The sequence below is a fragment of the Paenibacillus sp. S150 genome (assembly GCF_019352175.1).
Classification (GTDB): domain Bacteria; phylum Bacillota; class Bacilli; order Paenibacillales; family Paenibacillaceae; genus Paenibacillus_AQ.
On record NZ_JACBYI010000065.1, the window covers coordinates 1 to 16,142 of the forward strand.

Annotated in this window: 11 protein-coding genes; 10 read left to right on the forward strand and 1 reads right to left on the reverse strand. The window is 54.2% G+C overall.

Features of this window, described 5'->3' with window-relative positions; genetic code table 11:
• Positions 1-798 precede the first annotated feature (798 nt).
• The 9 genes from leuC to HYD27_RS32525 all read left to right on the forward strand — a co-directional run bounded on the left by leuC (position 799) and on the right by HYD27_RS32525 (position 11,822).
• Positions 799-2,223, forward strand: coding sequence for a 3-isopropylmalate dehydratase large subunit (gene leuC, locus HYD27_RS30315; RefSeq protein ID WP_219221518.1), 1,425 nt, complete (start codon positions 799-801; stop codon positions 2,221-2,223).
• Positions 2,224-2,250: 27 nt separating this feature from the next.
• Positions 2,251-2,853: a 3-isopropylmalate dehydratase small subunit gene (gene leuD, locus HYD27_RS30320; protein ID WP_219221519.1), complete on the forward strand. Its 603-nt coding sequence runs from the start codon at positions 2,251-2,253 to the stop codon at positions 2,851-2,853.
• Between the two features lie 177 nt (positions 2,854-3,030).
• Complete coding sequence (locus HYD27_RS30325) at positions 3,031-4,602, forward strand: N-acetylmuramoyl-L-alanine amidase family protein (protein WP_219221520.1); 1,572 nt, start codon at positions 3,031-3,033, stop codon at positions 4,600-4,602.
• A gap of 164 nt (positions 4,603-4,766) precedes the next feature.
• Positions 4,767-6,206 carry an N-acetylmuramoyl-L-alanine amidase family protein gene (locus HYD27_RS30330; RefSeq protein WP_219221521.1) on the forward strand — a complete coding sequence of 480 codons (1,440 nt, stop codon included), beginning with the start codon at positions 4,767-4,769 and terminating at the stop codon, positions 6,204-6,206.
• Positions 6,207-6,318: 112 nt separating this feature from the next.
• Positions 6,319-6,972 (forward strand): GerMN domain-containing protein, encoded by a 654-nt coding sequence (locus HYD27_RS30335; RefSeq protein WP_219221522.1) that lies wholly within the window; start codon positions 6,319-6,321, stop codon positions 6,970-6,972.
• Between the two features lie 85 nt (positions 6,973-7,057).
• Complete coding sequence (locus HYD27_RS30340; RefSeq protein ID WP_219221523.1) at positions 7,058-9,796, forward strand: S-layer homology domain-containing protein; 2,739 nt, start codon at positions 7,058-7,060, stop codon at positions 9,794-9,796.
• Positions 9,797-10,105: 309 nt separating this feature from the next.
• Positions 10,106-10,795 (forward strand): endonuclease III, encoded by a 690-nt coding sequence (nth, locus tag HYD27_RS30345; RefSeq protein WP_219221524.1) that lies wholly within the window; start codon positions 10,106-10,108, stop codon positions 10,793-10,795.
• Between the two features lie 25 nt (positions 10,796-10,820).
• On the forward strand, positions 10,821-11,087 hold the full coding sequence (locus tag HYD27_RS30350; RefSeq protein WP_020432793.1) for a hypothetical protein: 267 nt from the start codon (positions 10,821-10,823) through the stop codon (positions 11,085-11,087).
• A gap of 603 nt (positions 11,088-11,690) precedes the next feature.
• Positions 11,691-11,822 carry a hypothetical protein gene (locus tag HYD27_RS32525; RefSeq protein WP_255596539.1) on the forward strand — a complete coding sequence of 44 codons (132 nt, stop codon included), beginning with the start codon at positions 11,691-11,693 and terminating at the stop codon, positions 11,820-11,822.
• A gap of 3 nt (positions 11,823-11,825) precedes the next feature.
• Here the strand turns inward: HYD27_RS32525 and HYD27_RS30355 are convergent, their stop codons facing one another.
• Positions 11,826-12,143, reverse strand: coding sequence for an ArsR/SmtB family transcription factor (locus HYD27_RS30355; protein ID WP_219221525.1), 318 nt, complete (start codon positions 12,141-12,143; stop codon positions 11,826-11,828).
• A 248-nt stretch (positions 12,144-12,391) separates the two neighbouring features.
• Between HYD27_RS30355 and HYD27_RS30360 the strand changes: the two genes are divergently transcribed.
• Positions 12,392-16,069 (forward strand): dynamin family protein, encoded by a 3,678-nt coding sequence (locus tag HYD27_RS30360; RefSeq protein ID WP_219221526.1) that lies wholly within the window; start codon positions 12,392-12,394, stop codon positions 16,067-16,069.
• Positions 16,070-16,142: the final 73 nt, after the last annotated feature.

Genomic DNA, 16,142 nt, shown 5'->3' on the forward strand with positions numbered 1-16,142 from the left:
GAATTTGCCCGAATTCGCAGTGTGATTTCTTCCCTTCGCAAACAATCTCGCCCCCTTCTTCCTTCCTTGCTTCTTGCGATCCAAGATCAGTTTTCGTTCTCGTGACAACCAGGACCTAAGTAGTTACGAAAAAGTAACACTAATGGGCTGGAATTCTGGCTTTAACGGGCTTTAGTGGGATTTTGTACTCTTAATATAGGCCCACTCCCTCCCATATGGCTGATTTCAGGCGAATTAGTTTTACTTTTCCCACTAGGGATGACCCAGGATCCGAATATGGTGGATTAGTTATACTTTTTACCACTAAAAATGGCTGCCCTTTGGATAAATGGTTCAAGTTCATCTTAATGTAGGCGTATTCCTCTGTAAGGGAGAGAAACGGAACGATTAGGGATCCTTTTCTCACTAACCCTTGCGAAAAAGCGGCTGGGGGAATATGAAGTGACCTTTTCCACTTGGCTTCCCGCCTGGCTTCAGCAGCCAGCCTTACACCTGAAATGCAACAGCTGCGCTGACCGGTCAAGGACGGCATAGCCGTTTTGTTCTTACCACAAGCTCTTCCCTCCCAAGCAGCAGCGGCTTCCCGGCATTCATCAGCGCACTGATTCGTCCCGCACCGCACAGTCCGTTCTCGCTCGGTTCCATTTTTCACGGGGAACCCGGCTTATAGGATTCACCTATCGGTTTTATAGAAATTATATCTTGGAATTATAAACGTGGCGATGTTATATTTAGATCATTCAAGAGAGACTCCACTTTCTCTTCCAATGAACGATTCTACTTTATGAGGTGAAAACAATGGGCAACAAGACAATGTTTGAAAAGATTTGGGACAATCACGTAATCCATCAGGAGGAAGGCAAGCCGAGCATCATTTACATCGATCTGCATCTGGTGCATGAGGTAACTTCCCCGCAGGCTTTTGAAGGGCTTCGCCTGAGCGGCCGCAAGGTACGCCGTCCGGGCCTTACTTTTGCCACAATGGACCATAACGTTCCCACGAAGGACCGTTACAATATCAAGGACCCGATCTCCAAGCAGCAGATTGATACGCTGTCGCAGAACTGCCGTGACTTTGGGGTAAGACTGTTCGATCTGAATGATATCGACCAGGGTGTAGTACATGTCATGGGTCCCGAAATCGGGTTGACCCATCCTGGCAAAACCATCGTCTGCGGCGACAGCCACACCTCCACACACGGGGCTTTCGGCGCACTCGCTTTTGGCATTGGCACCAGTGAAGTTGAGCATGTGCTGGCCACGCAGTGTCTGCAGCAGTCCAAGGCCAAGACCATGGAAGTCCGCTTCACCGGCAAACGCAACCCCGGGGTTACTGCAAAGGATATGATTCTCGGCGTAATCGCCAAATACGGGACTGACTTTGCTACCGGCTATGTTATCGAGTACACTGGCGAAGCGATCCGCGAGCTGTCGATGGAAGAGCGCATGACGGTCTGCAACATGTCCATTGAAGGCGGGGCGAGAGCGGGGCTGATTGCTCCGGACGAGACTACCTTCAACTATCTGCGCGGACGCCAATATGTGCCGCAGGGCGAAGCTTATGAAGCTGCCGTTGAAAGCTGGAAGAGTCTTGTCAGCGACGAAGGCGCCGAGTATGATACGGTTGTTGAATTCGATGTGGAGACTTTGATACCGCAGGTTACCTGGGGAACCAGCCCGGGCATGGGTACGGACATCACGTCCACTGTGCCGAATCCGGCGGACTTCACCACCGAAAACGAACGCAAGGCTGCTGAAAAAGCGCTTGAATATATGGATTTGGCTCCGGGAACGCCGATTTCCGAAATTGGCATTGATTACGTCTTTATCGGCTCCTGCACGAATGGACGCATTGAAGATCTGCGCGCTGCCGCCGAGGTAGCCAAAGGGCACAAGGTGTCCGATCAGGTGACGGCAATTGTGGTTCCGGGATCGGGACGCGTGAAGCTGCAGGCAGAGAAGGAAGGGCTTGACCAGGTGTTTACAGAAGCAGGCTTTGAATGGCGTGAAGCGGGCTGCAGCATGTGCCTGGCCATGAACCCTGATGTTCTGCAGCCCGGACAGCGCTGCGCATCCACCTCGAACCGCAACTTTGAAGGGCGGCAGGGCCGCGGCGGACGTACACACCTGGTATCTCCCGCTATGGCGGCTGCGGCTGCGATCAAGGGACATTTTACCGATGTCCGTGACTGGAACTACAAGAAGGAAGCCGTCAACGCATAGAACTTGAGAGAGCAGGAGGAGCTTATCATGGAAGAATTCAAGAAATTAACCGGAATTGTTGCCCCGGTAGACCGGGTAAATGTGGATACGGATGCTATTATTCCCAAGCAATTTTTGAAACGGATCGAGCGCACGGGCTTTGGGCAATTTCTGTTTTACGAATGGCGTTTTGATGAAGCCGGTAATGACAATGCCGCATTTGAGATGAACAAACCCCGCTACAAAGGGGCCTCTGTTCTGATCTCGCGGGCCAACTTCGGCTGCGGCTCCTCGCGTGAGCATGCGCCTTGGGCAATTATGGACTACGGCTTCAGGGTCGTCATCGCCCCTTCATATGCAGATATCTTCTACAACAACTGCTTCAAAAACGGCATTCTGCCGATTAAGCTTTCGGAAGCCCAGGTGGATGAGCTGTTCAAGCGCACGGCAGAGCATGATGGTTATCAGCTGACAGTGGATCTGGAGAACAATCAGCTTAGTGATGCTTACGGACTCAGCATTACATTTCAGCTGGATGAACACCGCCGTCAATTTCTGCTGCAGGGTCTGGATGATATCGGTCTGACACTTCAGCACGCGGATGAAATCGCTGCGTACGAGGAGCGCCACGCCGCCAAGCTGTTTTCGTAACCAAAGTCAATACGAAAACTTTACAAGATTTACACAAAACTTCTATTTCCGGGTGTCGGAAATAGAAGTTTTTTTGCTATAATCGATATATTCATTGCCGGAGAAGGTAACTTTTGGAGTTTTCTGTCGTCTTAATCGTATCTATGTATCTATCATTTGCCAGAAGGAGAGGAAAGGATGAGAAGAGCCGGACAACGGGTGCTGTTTCTATTGCTGCTTCCACTGCTACTGCTATCATTCGCCGGCCATGAAGCCGCTGCTGCCGGGAACAGCACGGGTCGAATTGTAATGGACAATAAGGAGCTGGAGCTGCCGCGGGGAATCAACCTGGAAAATGTAAATGGAAGCGTTATGATTCCTATACGTGTGGTGGTCGAGAATCTGGGGTTTGAGGTGCTGTGGGAGCAGGAATCACGCAAAGTAACCGTTCAGCAGGATGGTAAGAGCGTGCAGCTGGCCGTGGGCAGCAAAACAGCCGAAGCCGACGGGGTGACGCTGGCATTGAATGCCGCCCCGAAGCAGAACGGCGGCACGGTGCTGGTGCCTATAAGGTTTATCAGCGAGCAGTTCGGACTGAAGGTTGGCTGGGACAACACTGACAAGACCGTCTACTTGAGCGGTGGAGTTAATGATGTTGCAGCCGGTTCAAGCGCTCCTTGGCCAGCGGAGGATCCGGCTTCAGCAGCTATACCGGCGCCAACCCATGTTCCTGCAGACAGCCAAGGGACAGACGAAGACATTGTAACCGGAGCGGGAGAGCCTACGCCTACCCCTATTCCGGGGAGCGCGGGTACGGTTGCCGCTTCGCCGCAGGTCATGGGGGCTGTGTTCAGCGAGAACAGGCTGATTATCGCGGTGGCCGGGGCAGCCAAGCCTACTGTGACAAAGATAGGCAGTCCGGAGCGGATTATCATTGATTTTCCCGGGGCTTCGTTTGCCTCCGGTTTTGCCGGCAGCTTCCCGGGTGTTTCCGCCAGCGGCAGTCCGCAGGGCAAGCTGGATGTCAGCGGATATCCGTTGATTTCGGAGGTGCGCTATGCGCTCTTCAGCGTGAATCCGCCCACCGTCAGATTTGTAATCCAAACGGTCGCCAGCCAGCCCTATGAAGTGAGTACGGAGGACAGCACGGGGCTTGTGACCGTGGATTTGAATGTGGAGGGCAACGGAACACCCTTTCCGGGAGGCACGGGATTCTCCGGCAGGCCGTTAGTTGCTCTTGATGCCGGGCATGGAGGAACACAATCCGGAGCCGTCAGTCTTACGGGCAGGCTGGAGAAGAATTTCAATCTCGCCGTGATTCAAAAGGTGGGGACACTGCTGCTGCAGGAAGGAGTGGCAGACGTAGTCTTCACCCGCACGGAGGACAGCACGCTTGGGCTGCAGGAGCGTGTAGCGATTGCGGAAGCGGGACAGGCCAATCTGTTCATTTCTCTGCATGCAAACTCTTTGCCTGTTGAATATCCGAACAGAGATAAAGTCAATGGCAGCGAATCCTATTATTCACGGACGGAAAGCTTGCCGCTGGCCCAGATTATGCATAAGCATCTGGTAGCGGGAACGGGGTTCAAGGACAACGGGATAAGGAGCAAGAGTCTGCATGTCACGAGAGAAACCAGCATGCCTGCAGTTCTGCTGGAGGCAGGATATCTTACAAATCCGGGGAACGAATCGGCAATGTACAGCGAGCGGCTTCAGGACAGCCTGGCCCGGGAAATTGTGGCCGGAATTAAGGAATATCTCGGACTGTAAACTGCGCTTTCTGATAGATACAGGTGAGAAAACATGTTTTTAAATGGCATTTATTCGCAACTTTTAAGGGAAGCCGGCGTCTAATCAATGTCGAAGGTTGTCAGGCGGACTGTCATCATGAACGCTGCTATACAGGCAGAATACTAGATTCTTAGAGGTGAAGAATGAAGAAATTTGCTTTTATGCTGTTGCTGCTGCTCTTTGTATTGGTTCTGCCGGAGCAAGGGCATGCTGCTGCCGGGAACAACAAGATTTTCCTTGACGGCAAGGAGCTGACCGCGGGGCAGAACGTTCCGGTTGAAAATGTGAACAACTCTATCATGGTACCGCTAAGAATGATTGCCGAGAACCTTGGCTACAAGGTGGATTGGGATCAGAAGAGCAAGACGGTTACAATCGAACAGCAAGGCAAGACCATCAAGCTGGTTGTTAACCAGACCGCGGCTTCCGTGGATGACAAGACTGTGGTTCTTACAACAGCGCCGCTTCTGAGAAGCGATACGACGCTGGTGCCGATCCGGTTCATCGGCGAACAGTTCGGTCTTACGGTCACCTGGGACAACACGGCAAAGATCGTAAATCTTATTACCCCGGAAATACCCGGAAATAACACCGGTACTGGAGATGGCTCAGATGGAGATGGGACAAGCGTGGTCGTGCCGCCGGCGGATACGACAACAGACTTGACTATGGTCAATGGCGTCAGCTTCAGCGAGAACCGGTTGATGATTGCCATGGACGGGAATTCACAGCCGCTGGTATCCAAGGTATCCGGACCTGACCGGATTGTGATTGATTTGCCTAATGCCACGTTCTCGGATGTGTTCGGGACAGGCCAGGAGCTTGACCCTAACCTGAACGGCAAGCTTACCGTGACGGATTATCCGGATGTTTCAGGGGTGCGCTACTCCCTGTATAATACCGCACCGTATACCGTTCGTTTTGTAATTGATTTGAATAATGCCAAAAATTACAGCGTTGAGGTGTCGGGAGATGCCTCCAAGCTTGTCGTTATTGATTTGAATGCGCAAAGCACGGACGATACTGCGACCTTGCCCGGCAACAGCGGACGGAAGCTTGTGGTGCTTGATGCGGGCCATGGAGCCAAGGATTCCGGCGCTGTCGGGGTTACCGGCAAATACGAGAAGAACTTCAACCTGGCAGTTGTGCTGAAGGCTGCCGCACTGCTCAAGCAGGAAAACAATATTGATGTAGTGCTCACCCGCAGCGATGATACCTTCCTGGAGCTGAAGGACAGGGCGGGGATGGCCAACAATCTCAAAGCCGATTTGTTCATCTCCGTTCATGCCAACAGCAGCAGTTCGTCAGCGGCCAGCGGATCGGAAACTTATTATCAGCGTGATGCCAGCAAGGCGCTGGCGAACGTGATGCATAAGTACCTTGTCCAGGCTACCGGATTAAGCAACCGTGGAGTGCGCTATGGGAATTTTCATGTCATTCGTGAAACAACCATGCCTGCCGTACTGCTTGAAGTCGGTTACCTGAGCAATAAGGGAGATGAATCCCTGTTGTTCTCGGAAGCACTGCAAAACAAGGTCGCCGCAGGCATTGTCGCCGGAATCAAGGAATATCTCAAATTATAGCAGCAGCCAAGCGGCAGAGCAGGGCCGCAAAGTCAGCTTTCGGCCGTACGAACAGGTCAAAAAGGCTTTGCGGCCCTGTCTGCCCATATTCATCCAGAGGGGGTAATTGTTGATGAACAAGAAATTGACATATGCAGGTATTGCAGCTGTGCTTCTGCTTGTGATAGCCGGCTGCGGTGATAAGCCTGCTGCAGCACCGGCCGAGGGTGCTGGACAAGGCTCCACGGTCGCAAACGGTGCCGGCGGCGCTTACGGCAGCAATGCCGGGGGAGAGGACGCGGCGGCCACGGCAACCGCTCAACCCACAACTGAGCCTGCTACCGCTTCTCCTGCAGCTACAGAGCAGCCGGCAGCACCGGACAAACAGACTCAGAATATATCCGTTTATTTCACGGACCCTCAGCAAATGGAGCTGGTTCCGGCCAAGGCTTCCATAAGCTTTGCAGATGAAGCGGAGAAATACAGCGAAGCCTATAAAGCGCTGCAGAGCAGCGGGAATGCGGACCAGATTCCATTATGGGCCAAAATTGAGCTTATCTCCCTTGAATTTGCCGGCGGGCAGATTACGATGGATATTCATAAACCGGATGAAGCACAGCTTGGTGCAGGCGGTGAAGCTTTTGCCATCAACGCTCTGGCCAAAACCCTGTTTCAGTTCGAGGAAGTGAAGAGCATTGAGGTTCTGGTGGATGGCGAACAAGTGGAAAGCCTGATGGGCCACGTTGATCTGGAGCATCCAATGACCAGAGAGAACAGCGGTTTGTAAGGTAAACGCAGGAAGCAGCGGGCTAGCTGGCGAATGTACATTTTTAGAGGCTATTTAATTGATTCATAGAGAGGGGAATAACCTATTGTCCAGGCAAAAGAGGTCAAAACGTTCAATTTATACTTATTCCAGCAAGGCGGCAGCCGCAATTCTGGCGGGCACGATGGTGTTTGGCGGAGCGGGCGCGGCTTTTGCCGATACGGCAGCAACCCCTGCAGCGACCGGCGCGACAGCTTCAGCAGCTGGGATTTTTAGTGATGTGAAAAGCGGCTTATGGGCCGAAAAGCATATCTATAAACTGGCCTCCCAAGGGATTGTTGTCGGCAATAACGGTCTGTTCCGTCCGGGGGATTCCGTGACCCAGCAGGAAGCGGTGCTGATGGCACTGCGCTTCATGAAGCTGCAAGGCAATGCGGACAGCAGTACTGCTGTCGAGTTTCCGACAGATTTCAAAGTAACGAATTACTACAAGCCTTATGTCGTGTTGGCTTTCCAGCAGGGGCTGCTGGACAAGACGACCGAAATGGCTCCCGATAATCTGAAGACTTCCTGGGGAGAACGCAAGGCCAGCCGTGAATGGGTAGCCGAAATCTTGATCCGGGCACTGGGCAAAAGCGCCGAAGCTGCTGCTGTGTCCACTGAACCAACCGGTTTTGCCGATGATGCCAAAGTTACCGCAAATAAACGGGGATTCATCAATGCCGCAGTGGACCTGGGTCTGGCCAACGGACTGGACGGCAACCGTTTTGATCCGCAAGGGGCTGTAACCCGGGCGCAATTGGCCACCTTCTTCAGCCGTGCAGAGGCTCAGAATACGCTGGATTATGACAATACCTTCAAAGGCAGCATCAGCGCCCTTGAGGATGGCAAGCTGACGTTATACAGCAATGGGAATACTTCCGTTTTCAATTTGACGAACAGCACGGCCTATTTTACCAGCACTTCTGAAACCAGAATCAATCTTAGTGATATCAAGCCGTATACCCAAGTGACCGTAATCGGAGCTACCTATAATGCGGCTTACGTAGAAGTAACGGACCCGGTGCAGCAGGTGCAGACCATTGAAGGCGTATTTGCCAAAATCACTCCGGGTACAATCTGGCTGGATTCTCCAACCGGGTATGACCAGTACAGCTATGATGGAACCACTTCCTTTGTAGATGTGAACGGTGCTGTAATTGCCGCAGGCTCGATTACCGCTGCCAGCAAGGTATCCCTGCTGCGGGAAACCTACAGCGGTACGAATAAGCTTGTCAAGGTCCAGGTCACTTCCGGCATCGTAAACAAGACGGCAACCGGAACCGTTCAAAGTGTGGACACCGCCGCCAAGAGCATTACATTTACAACAGCGGACGGCACAGCAGAAACCTTCAAGTGGGAGGATGGCACTACACTCTTCAGCTCGCAAAGCGCGGTGCTGCTGCCGGCTGATCTGAAGGCAGGGGCCGCGGTCAAATATACAATTAAGGATAATATTATCCGAACTGTAGAAGTGACTTCAGGGGTAGAGCGGACTGTGCAGGGGTCGTTAACTGAATTGACCAGCTCTACGGTTGTATACAAAAAGCCGGACGGCACGCGTGAGGTGAAGCTGCTTGGAACAGCACCGGCCATCGTCATTCCGGGTATTGCCGCCCCGGTCATTGGGGAGCTGATCGCGGATGCAACGGCCGGAGACAATGTGCAGCTCACGCTGAACAGCAGTGACCAGGTAACGAAGATTGAAGTCCTCAGCCGGCAAATCGAGGAGTTCACCGGAGCGACTGTGGTGGACTACAGTGCCAAGACCTTGCTGTTGACGGTTATGGATACCAGCAATAAAGCGCATTTGGTGCAGCTTGATGCGAATACGAAGCTTGCTTATGACGGCGTGGCTACCACATCCTTAACCAATATGGGATATAACCTCACCGAAGGGCGCAAGGTAGATGTGGTGGCTGCCGGACAGCGTGCAATCTCTGTGGAAACAAGCACCAAATACACAGGAATCTTAACCGCAGTGAATAACACAACGAAGATCATGACCCTGAAGCTGGCCGGCGGCCAGACACTCAACCTGGCTTATCCGCAGGCGGTGGATTTCTTTGGGCGGACCTCCGTGGCGGTTACAGATATTGCACTGAACAGCTCGGTGACTGCCGTACTCGCCGGAAACCAGGATATCGTATCCATCCTTCGTGTGAACTCAAACGTACAGCTTGAGATTACTTCCCTGAATGCGGCTGCCAACAAGCTGGGGGTGAAGTGGTCTGGGGGCACTGCCGATATTTATACGGTTACGGCGGCTTTGACGGATGAATCCGGACAGACCATCACGATCAGCGATTTGAAGGTGGGAGGCTTTGTAAATGCGACGTTCAACGGCAGTACACCTTTGACGCTGCAGGCGGTTAAGCTTACAACAGGCCAGGTATCCGCAGTAGATGCCGCTGCCGGAACACTTACGGTGAAGGATTATGCCGGTGCAGCACAGAGCTTTACGGCCGGCGGAGGCGTTAAGGTTATCCGGGAGGGGGTTACTGCAGCCACTCTGTCCGGCATCACTGCGGCAGACCGCGTGGAAGTGCGGAAGGATGCCGACGGCTCAACGATTATTCGCGTAATGAGCCAGCAGAGCCGCGCTTTTTCCCGTTATGAGAGCGGATCTGGTGAGATTCTGGTCAAACGGACGAGCCTTGACGATAACAATTACCGCTTTGTTCTGGGGGCGAATGTATATATTCATCAAGGCGACACTACTTTATCCGTGCAATCTCTCAAAGAAAATGATAATATTATAATGTATTTCAATAACAATATTCTTGTTGAGATTGTGAAACAATAAGGGTTTGGTGATTTTCCGTGTGAAACACCGTCTTGATTCAGGCGTTTTGCCTGCATCAAGACGTTTTTTTTGAAAGATAAGAATTTATATGTTTCATGCTATAAATTAGCCTTATCTTTCCCGCTGAAACGGATACCGTCCATATCAGGACGGCGAAGCCGTTTCCACTTGAAATATAGCTGGTCATGTGTTTGCTGACAATGTATGAACCTGTACGTTACAATACATACTTTGCTTATATTTCCTTAGAATCGAGAAGTTACTCTCTCTGCTTGCGGCTGAGAGGTAACACTTCGTGGAGGGGACGCTATGAAAGTCGCAGAGGTCCGCCACATCCTGGATACCATCGGAGATATGTTCCCTGATGCGCATTGTGAGCTGAACCACAGCAATGCTTTCGAATTGACAATAGCCGTGCTGCTCTCAGCCCAATGTACGGACGCAACGGTGAACAAAGTGACCGGGGACCTGTTTCAAAAGTACAAGACCCCGCTTGACTACATTTCTGTACCTATTGAGGAACTGGAGAGCGATATCCGGCGTATTGGTCTATACCGCAACAAAGCAAAGCATATTCAAAGCCTTTGCTCGATTCTGATTGAGCAATATGGCGGAGAGGTGCCGCAGGCCCATGATTTGCTGGTAACCCTGCCGGGTGTTGGACGCAAGACCGCCAATGTGGTAGTGTCCAACGCGTTTGGAGTGCCGGCCATTGCTGTGGATACGCATGTTGAGCGGGTGGCCAAGAGACTCGCCCTGGCGGGCTGGAAGGATTCCGTGCTGGAAGTGGAGAAGAAGCTGATGAAGGCGGTGCCGCGTGAGGAGTGGACACTTACGCACCACCGGCTAATCTTCTTCGGACGCTATCACTGCAAGGCACAGAATCCCATGTGCCAGGTCTGCCCGCTGCTGGATGTCTGCCGGGAGGGCAAGAAACGTATGAAAACATCCGTAATCAGGAAACCTAAGAATCATACCGCAACAAGAGTCAAGAGTTAGAGATGAAGAAGAGGATGGGATAGAGATGAAGTGCATTTCTGTATATACCGACAATTTTGAAGCATTTTCCGATATTTTTGAACGTGTAGTTGAAAGTCCGCTTGAAGAAAATGAAGAGCAGGAAGTGGAAGGGATCACAATCAGCCACTCCGGCGATGTGCCTGAGCATTACCTGGAACGTATGTCCCAGAAACCTGAAGTTGTGGTGATGAGAGACAAATCCCGTGGTCTGACGATTCTTCAGCACGGCAAGGTGTTTGAAATTTTGCTGCCGGTTCTGGAAACTGCTTAATTCGAAAGCCCGGGTGCATCATCAACAGCTGCAAAGTGAATTGGAAAAGCCGGCCCCTGGGCCGGCTTTTTTTAAAGATAGGAATTTAGATGTTTTGAGGTCGCCGCAAAGTACCTGAGTCATCATCGAAGCCAAGGCCCCACTTTGTGGGGTTATTTTGCTGTATAGTCAATTATGAGTTCTCGTGAATTGTGGATAGGGTTTGCCTAAAGTCAGGTGCAAGCTGCTATTAATTGAGCCGTTGAAGGACAAATTTGTTCTTGTTAAGGAAATTATGAGTTTCTTATATTGAGGATGAGATATGTATAAATTTAGGGATTGGTTAAAATCCATTGAAATCGCGCTGAATCAATAGGCGGTTCTATGCTTTGCTGGCGGAGGCGCGGAATTAGGAAGTCTAACCGGTATGGCGTTACCGGGGCAGGCAGTTTGAATGGAGTGAAGTGGAATTAGGTAACTAAAATGGACAGAAAAGCGTTCGGCAGAGAGGATAGTGGGAAAAAGTAAACTTAATCGAAGTATTTTCCCCTGGAAGGGTGAGAATCGGACGGATTAGTTCTCCTTTTTCCCACTAACGCTTGCGGAAAAGGGGATGTGGGGAGAATGAAGTTCACTTTTTCCATTTGGTGGAACGGCGGGCAGGTTGAGACAACCTTGAACCTGAAATCCAAGACGGCTGCGCTGTCAATGAAGGACGGTCATAGCCGTTTTGTTCTTTGCCATTCATACGGGTAAGGATCATTCTTCAACGAGATCCTTCAGCGGCGGCAGCTTGTCGTCCCAATAGGCTTCGAAGAAGGAAAGCCGGTCTTTGAGCTCTGTTAACGGCTCCGGTTGAAGCTTGTACCGTGTTTCCCTGCCTATCCGTTTGCGGCATACAAGAACGGCGTCCGACAAGATGTGCAGATGCTTGTTAATCGCTGTCCGCGAGAGGGGAAAACACTCTGCGATGGCGACAATCGGCATATCGTTGCGGGCAAGCAGCTTTAACACACTGCGGCGGGTGGGATCGGCGACCGCCTGAAATACATCATGCTTGAGTGCGGGAACAGACACTGCTCAAGCCTCTGCGAACGAGATTTTCATGGATAATTGTGAATTCGGTTTGTTGATTCTCCAGCTCTAAAGGTGTTATATTCCAACTGCAAATTATTGCAGTTTAGCTGTTTTGCTCTGTTTCGTGAGGGATTATAGGGGATTTTGTAAATAGTTATGATTTGAATTGTGGCAAACTGGTGATAAAATGTAATTATTCTATTCTTGCGAAACGTACGATACTGGATACAGCGAAGGTGGGAGTTAACGTGGGAGCGGAACAGGCCAAGAAGGAGAAAGAGATTTTGAGCGAGCTGCCCTATCCCGGGCTCAGGAAGCTTATGCAACAATGGGGCGATACGGCGGCGGAACAAATTATTATGGAGCTGGAGGCCAAAGCCGCTGCCGGTGAGCTTACCTTTGCTTTTTGCGGTCATTTCTCCGCAGGGAAATCCAGTATGGTCAATCTTCTGTGCGGCCGGCCTGTGCTGCCTTCAGGACCGGTGCCGACCAGTGCCAATATTGTGTCCATCCGCAGCGGTGCTCCGCGTGTTCTGCTGTATCCCCAAACCAATGAATCGGGAGTGCGGCCGGCTCCGTGGGAGACAACACCGGAGCAGCTGCAGGAATTTTGCCGCAGAGGCGGAGATTACTCTGCCATTGATGTGTGGGAGAATGTGCCGCTGCTGGGGAGACATGGGGTTCTTATGGATACACCGGGTGTGGATTCGACAGATAACGGGCATCAGGCGGCAACGCATTCGGCGCTTCATCTCGCCGATGTCGTTTTTTATGTCATGGATTATAACCATGTGCAGTCCGAGAATAATCTGGCCTTTGCCAAAGCTCTAAGTGAATGGGGCAAACCGCTGTATCTTATTGTCAATCAGATCGACAAGCACCGTGAACGTGAAATTTCCATCGAGGTGTACCGGCAGCAATTGGAAAGCGCTTTCGGTCAATGGGGAATTCATCCGGCGGGAATTCTCTTTACTTCGCTTAAGGTGCTGGAGCATCCGCTGAACCAGTGGAGGGAATTGCCGGGCCTGATCGGGCGGCTGCTGGAACAGCGTGAGGAGCTGCTGCAGTACAGCCTGTCCCGATCCCTCTATCACACGGCGGATGCTGCGCTTGCCGCTTACCGGGAAGAGCAGCGTGAGGAGCGGGAGCAGCTGCTGGAGGAAGCGGGGACGGCGGACCGGGACGCCGTGGAGCAGGCGCTTCTGGAGTGTGCGGGTGAACGGGAGAAGGCCCTGGGGCTTGCTGAGGAGGCGCGCACGGATCTGCGCGCCAGCCTGGATGCGCTGCTGGGCAACAGCAGCCTGATGCCGGCAGAGGTCCGGGAGGCGGCCGGAGCCTATGCCGAAAGCGCCAGTCCCGGCTTCCGCAAGGGACTGCTGTTCACGCCGGCGAAGCGGGAGAAGGAACGGCAGAAACGGCTGGCCGCCTGGCATGCGCTGCAGACCCGGGAGATTGCCGCCCAGCTGGAATGGCATCTGCTCCAGCTGGTGCGGCAATGGGGAGAAGGCCTCGGGCTATGGGACGAGGCGGCGGAGACGGCGCTTAAGCAGGCGTTCCCGGCGGTCAGCCCCTCCTTTCTGGAGGCTGCCGTCAAGCCCGGAACGGGCTTCAGCGGCGAGGCGCTGCTTAATTTCTGCCGCACCCTTGCGGCTGAGATTAAAGCCGGCTTCCGCCGCGCTGCCCTGGGGGCCGGCGATGAGCTGCTGGCGAAGCTTCCGCCGCTCGTAGACGAGCGGTGCGCGGAGCTTGCGCGCCGCGAGGCGGCCCTGCAGCGGCAGGCGCGCGCGCTCGCCGCGCTGGCCGCCCTTGACCGCGCGGCGGACGCCCGCGCGGCAGACCTGGCGGCGCTGCTGCTGCCGCGCCGCCCCCTCACCCCCGGCACCCTGCCGGAGGTGAGGGTCACCCCGCGGGCGGGCGCGCAGCACGCCGCTCCGCGCACTGCCCAGCCGCCGCAGCGCGCAGCGGCTGGAAGCCCCGCCGCAGGGCTTGCGGCGGGTACGGCTTCGCCGGCGGGCGGACGCCGCCGGCTCGGGCAGGCCGCAGCGGCGCTGGACGCTGCGGCGGAGCTGCTGCGCCGCGAGCCGGCCATGGCCTCGGCCGCGCGCAGCCTGGCGGCGCGGGCGGCGGATCTCGCCGGCGGCCGCTTTACCCTGGCGCTGTTCGGAGCGTTCAGCGCCGGGAAGTCCTCCTTCGCCAACGCCCTGCTCGGCGAAGAAGTGCTGCCTGTGTCTCCGCATCCCGCCACGGCAGCGGTGAACCGCATATTGGCGCCGGAAGGGGACTTCCGTCACGCCAGCGCGGTGGTCACCATGAAGAGCATGGAGGATTTCTGGGAAGATATCCTCCATTCCTTCGGCGTGCTGCAGCTTGCCGCTCCGCAGCGGGAGACCTGGACCGCTGCCGCCGCAAATCTGCAGGTCGGCGGACTCCATCCCTCGTCGCTGCCGCATGCCGGATTTCTGCGCGCGGCGGCCGCGGGCTGGCGGGAAGCGGAGCCGCTGCTCGGAACCGTGCGCACCGTTGATCTGCAGGAATACCGCCTGCTGGTCGCCGAAGAGACGCGGGCCTGCTTCATCCAGGGAATTGATCTCTACTACGAATGTCCGCTGACAGCGGGCGGCATTGTGCTGGTCGATACCCCCGGAGCGGATTCGCTGCACGCGCGGCATACCGGAGTGACCTTTGGCTACATGAAGAATGCCGACGCGATCTGTTTTGTGACCTACTACAACCATGCCTTTTCCAAAGCGGACCGCGGGCTGCTGGCCCAGCTCGGCCGGATTAAAGACAGCTTCGCGCTGGACAAAATGTTCTTCATCATCAACGCATCCGATCTGGCCGCGGATGAGGAAGAGCTGCAGGAGGTGCAGGAGCATGTCGTGCAGAATCTGCGCGCCGGGGGGCTGACCGCACCGCAGCTGTATTCCTTGTCCAGCCTGCTGGCACTGGAAGGCAAAACGTCCAATAACCCGGAGCTGTACGGGGCTTCCCGGTTCAGCCGCTTCGAGCAGGCGCTTGCGGATTTCGCGGGCGGAGAGCTGCCCCGGCTGTCTCTGGCCGCAGCGAGGGACAGTCTGGTCGCCGTCCGCCGCCGGACAGAGGAATGGCAGGTGAAGGCCCGGCAGGCGGCAGGCCGGCGTGAAGCGGAAATGGAACGGCTGCAGGAGCAGCGCCGCCTGGCCGAACAGCGGCTGGAGCTGTTGGCAGCGGAAGAACGGCCGCGCCGGGATTTGCGCCGGGAAGGCGAAGAGCTGCTCTATCATGTCCGCCAGCGGATTTCCTTTTCCTTCGGCCGTTTTTTTCAAGAATCGTTTCATCCCTCTTTGCTCCGTGAGGATGGGGGCCACCTGAAAGAGATTTTTACAGCCTGTGGAAGAGAGCTGGAACGGACGATCCAGCGTGAACTGGAGCAGGAGCTATGGGCTACGACTCTGCGGCTGGAGGCTGCCGGACGCAGACTTGTGCGCACAGCGGCGTTATCGGCTGCTGCAGAGCTGTCCATACCGGCTGATGAGCTGCAGTTTCTTCAAAAGGACAACGGGCCTTGGGCCTCGCCGGCCAAGCTGGAATGCAGGCTTGCCCCGCTGGACTGGATGACGCTGTGGAACCATTTCAAATCACCGCGCCACTTCTTCGAGGGAACGGGGCGGAACGAGGTCAGAGCGGCGGCAGAGCCCCGGATGAAAGAAGCCGTTGCCGGAGCGTCTTCAGCACTGGAGGGCTTTCTTCTGGATTTCTATGCGGACGGTGTGCAAGCAGCTTTGTCCAGTGCAGTGAAGGCACTGCGCGAGAATCTGGCCGAACGGGAAGCCGCCATTACTGAGCTCCTGAAAGGGGGTGATTCTGCAGAGCATTGGAGCCGGCTCAGCCGGGAACTGCTGGGCCTGGAACAAGCTTTCGGAGATATCGTGGATAACATTCTGTGAAGTTTGTTGGAAAATGTCGAAGAACACTTGCATTCTGACGGATGATGGAAGAAAATAAAGGAGCCTGAAAATT

Bases quoted from the DNA above. Each gene is read 5' to 3' on its own strand.
- HYD27_RS32525 (WP_255596539.1), top strand. From the start codon at position 11,691: ATGAAGTTCACTTTTTCCATTTGGTGGAACGGCGGGCAGGTTGAGACA.
- leuD (WP_219221519.1), top strand. From the start codon at position 2,251: ATGGAAGAATTCAAGAAATTAACCGGAATTGTTGCCCCGGTAGACCGG.
- HYD27_RS30335 (WP_219221522.1), top strand. From the start codon at position 6,319: ATGAACAAGAAATTGACATATGCAGGTATTGCAGCTGTGCTTCTGCTT.
- leuC (WP_219221518.1), top strand. From the start codon at position 799: ATGGGCAACAAGACAATGTTTGAAAAGATTTGGGACAATCACGTAATC.
- nth (WP_219221524.1), top strand. From the start codon at position 10,106: ATGAAAGTCGCAGAGGTCCGCCACATCCTGGATACCATCGGAGATATG.
- HYD27_RS30330 (WP_219221521.1), top strand. From the start codon at position 4,767: ATGAAGAAATTTGCTTTTATGCTGTTGCTGCTGCTCTTTGTATTGGTT.
- HYD27_RS30325 (WP_219221520.1), top strand. From the start codon at position 3,031: ATGAGAAGAGCCGGACAACGGGTGCTGTTTCTATTGCTGCTTCCACTG.
- HYD27_RS30350 (WP_020432793.1), top strand. From the start codon at position 10,821: ATGAAGTGCATTTCTGTATATACCGACAATTTTGAAGCATTTTCCGAT.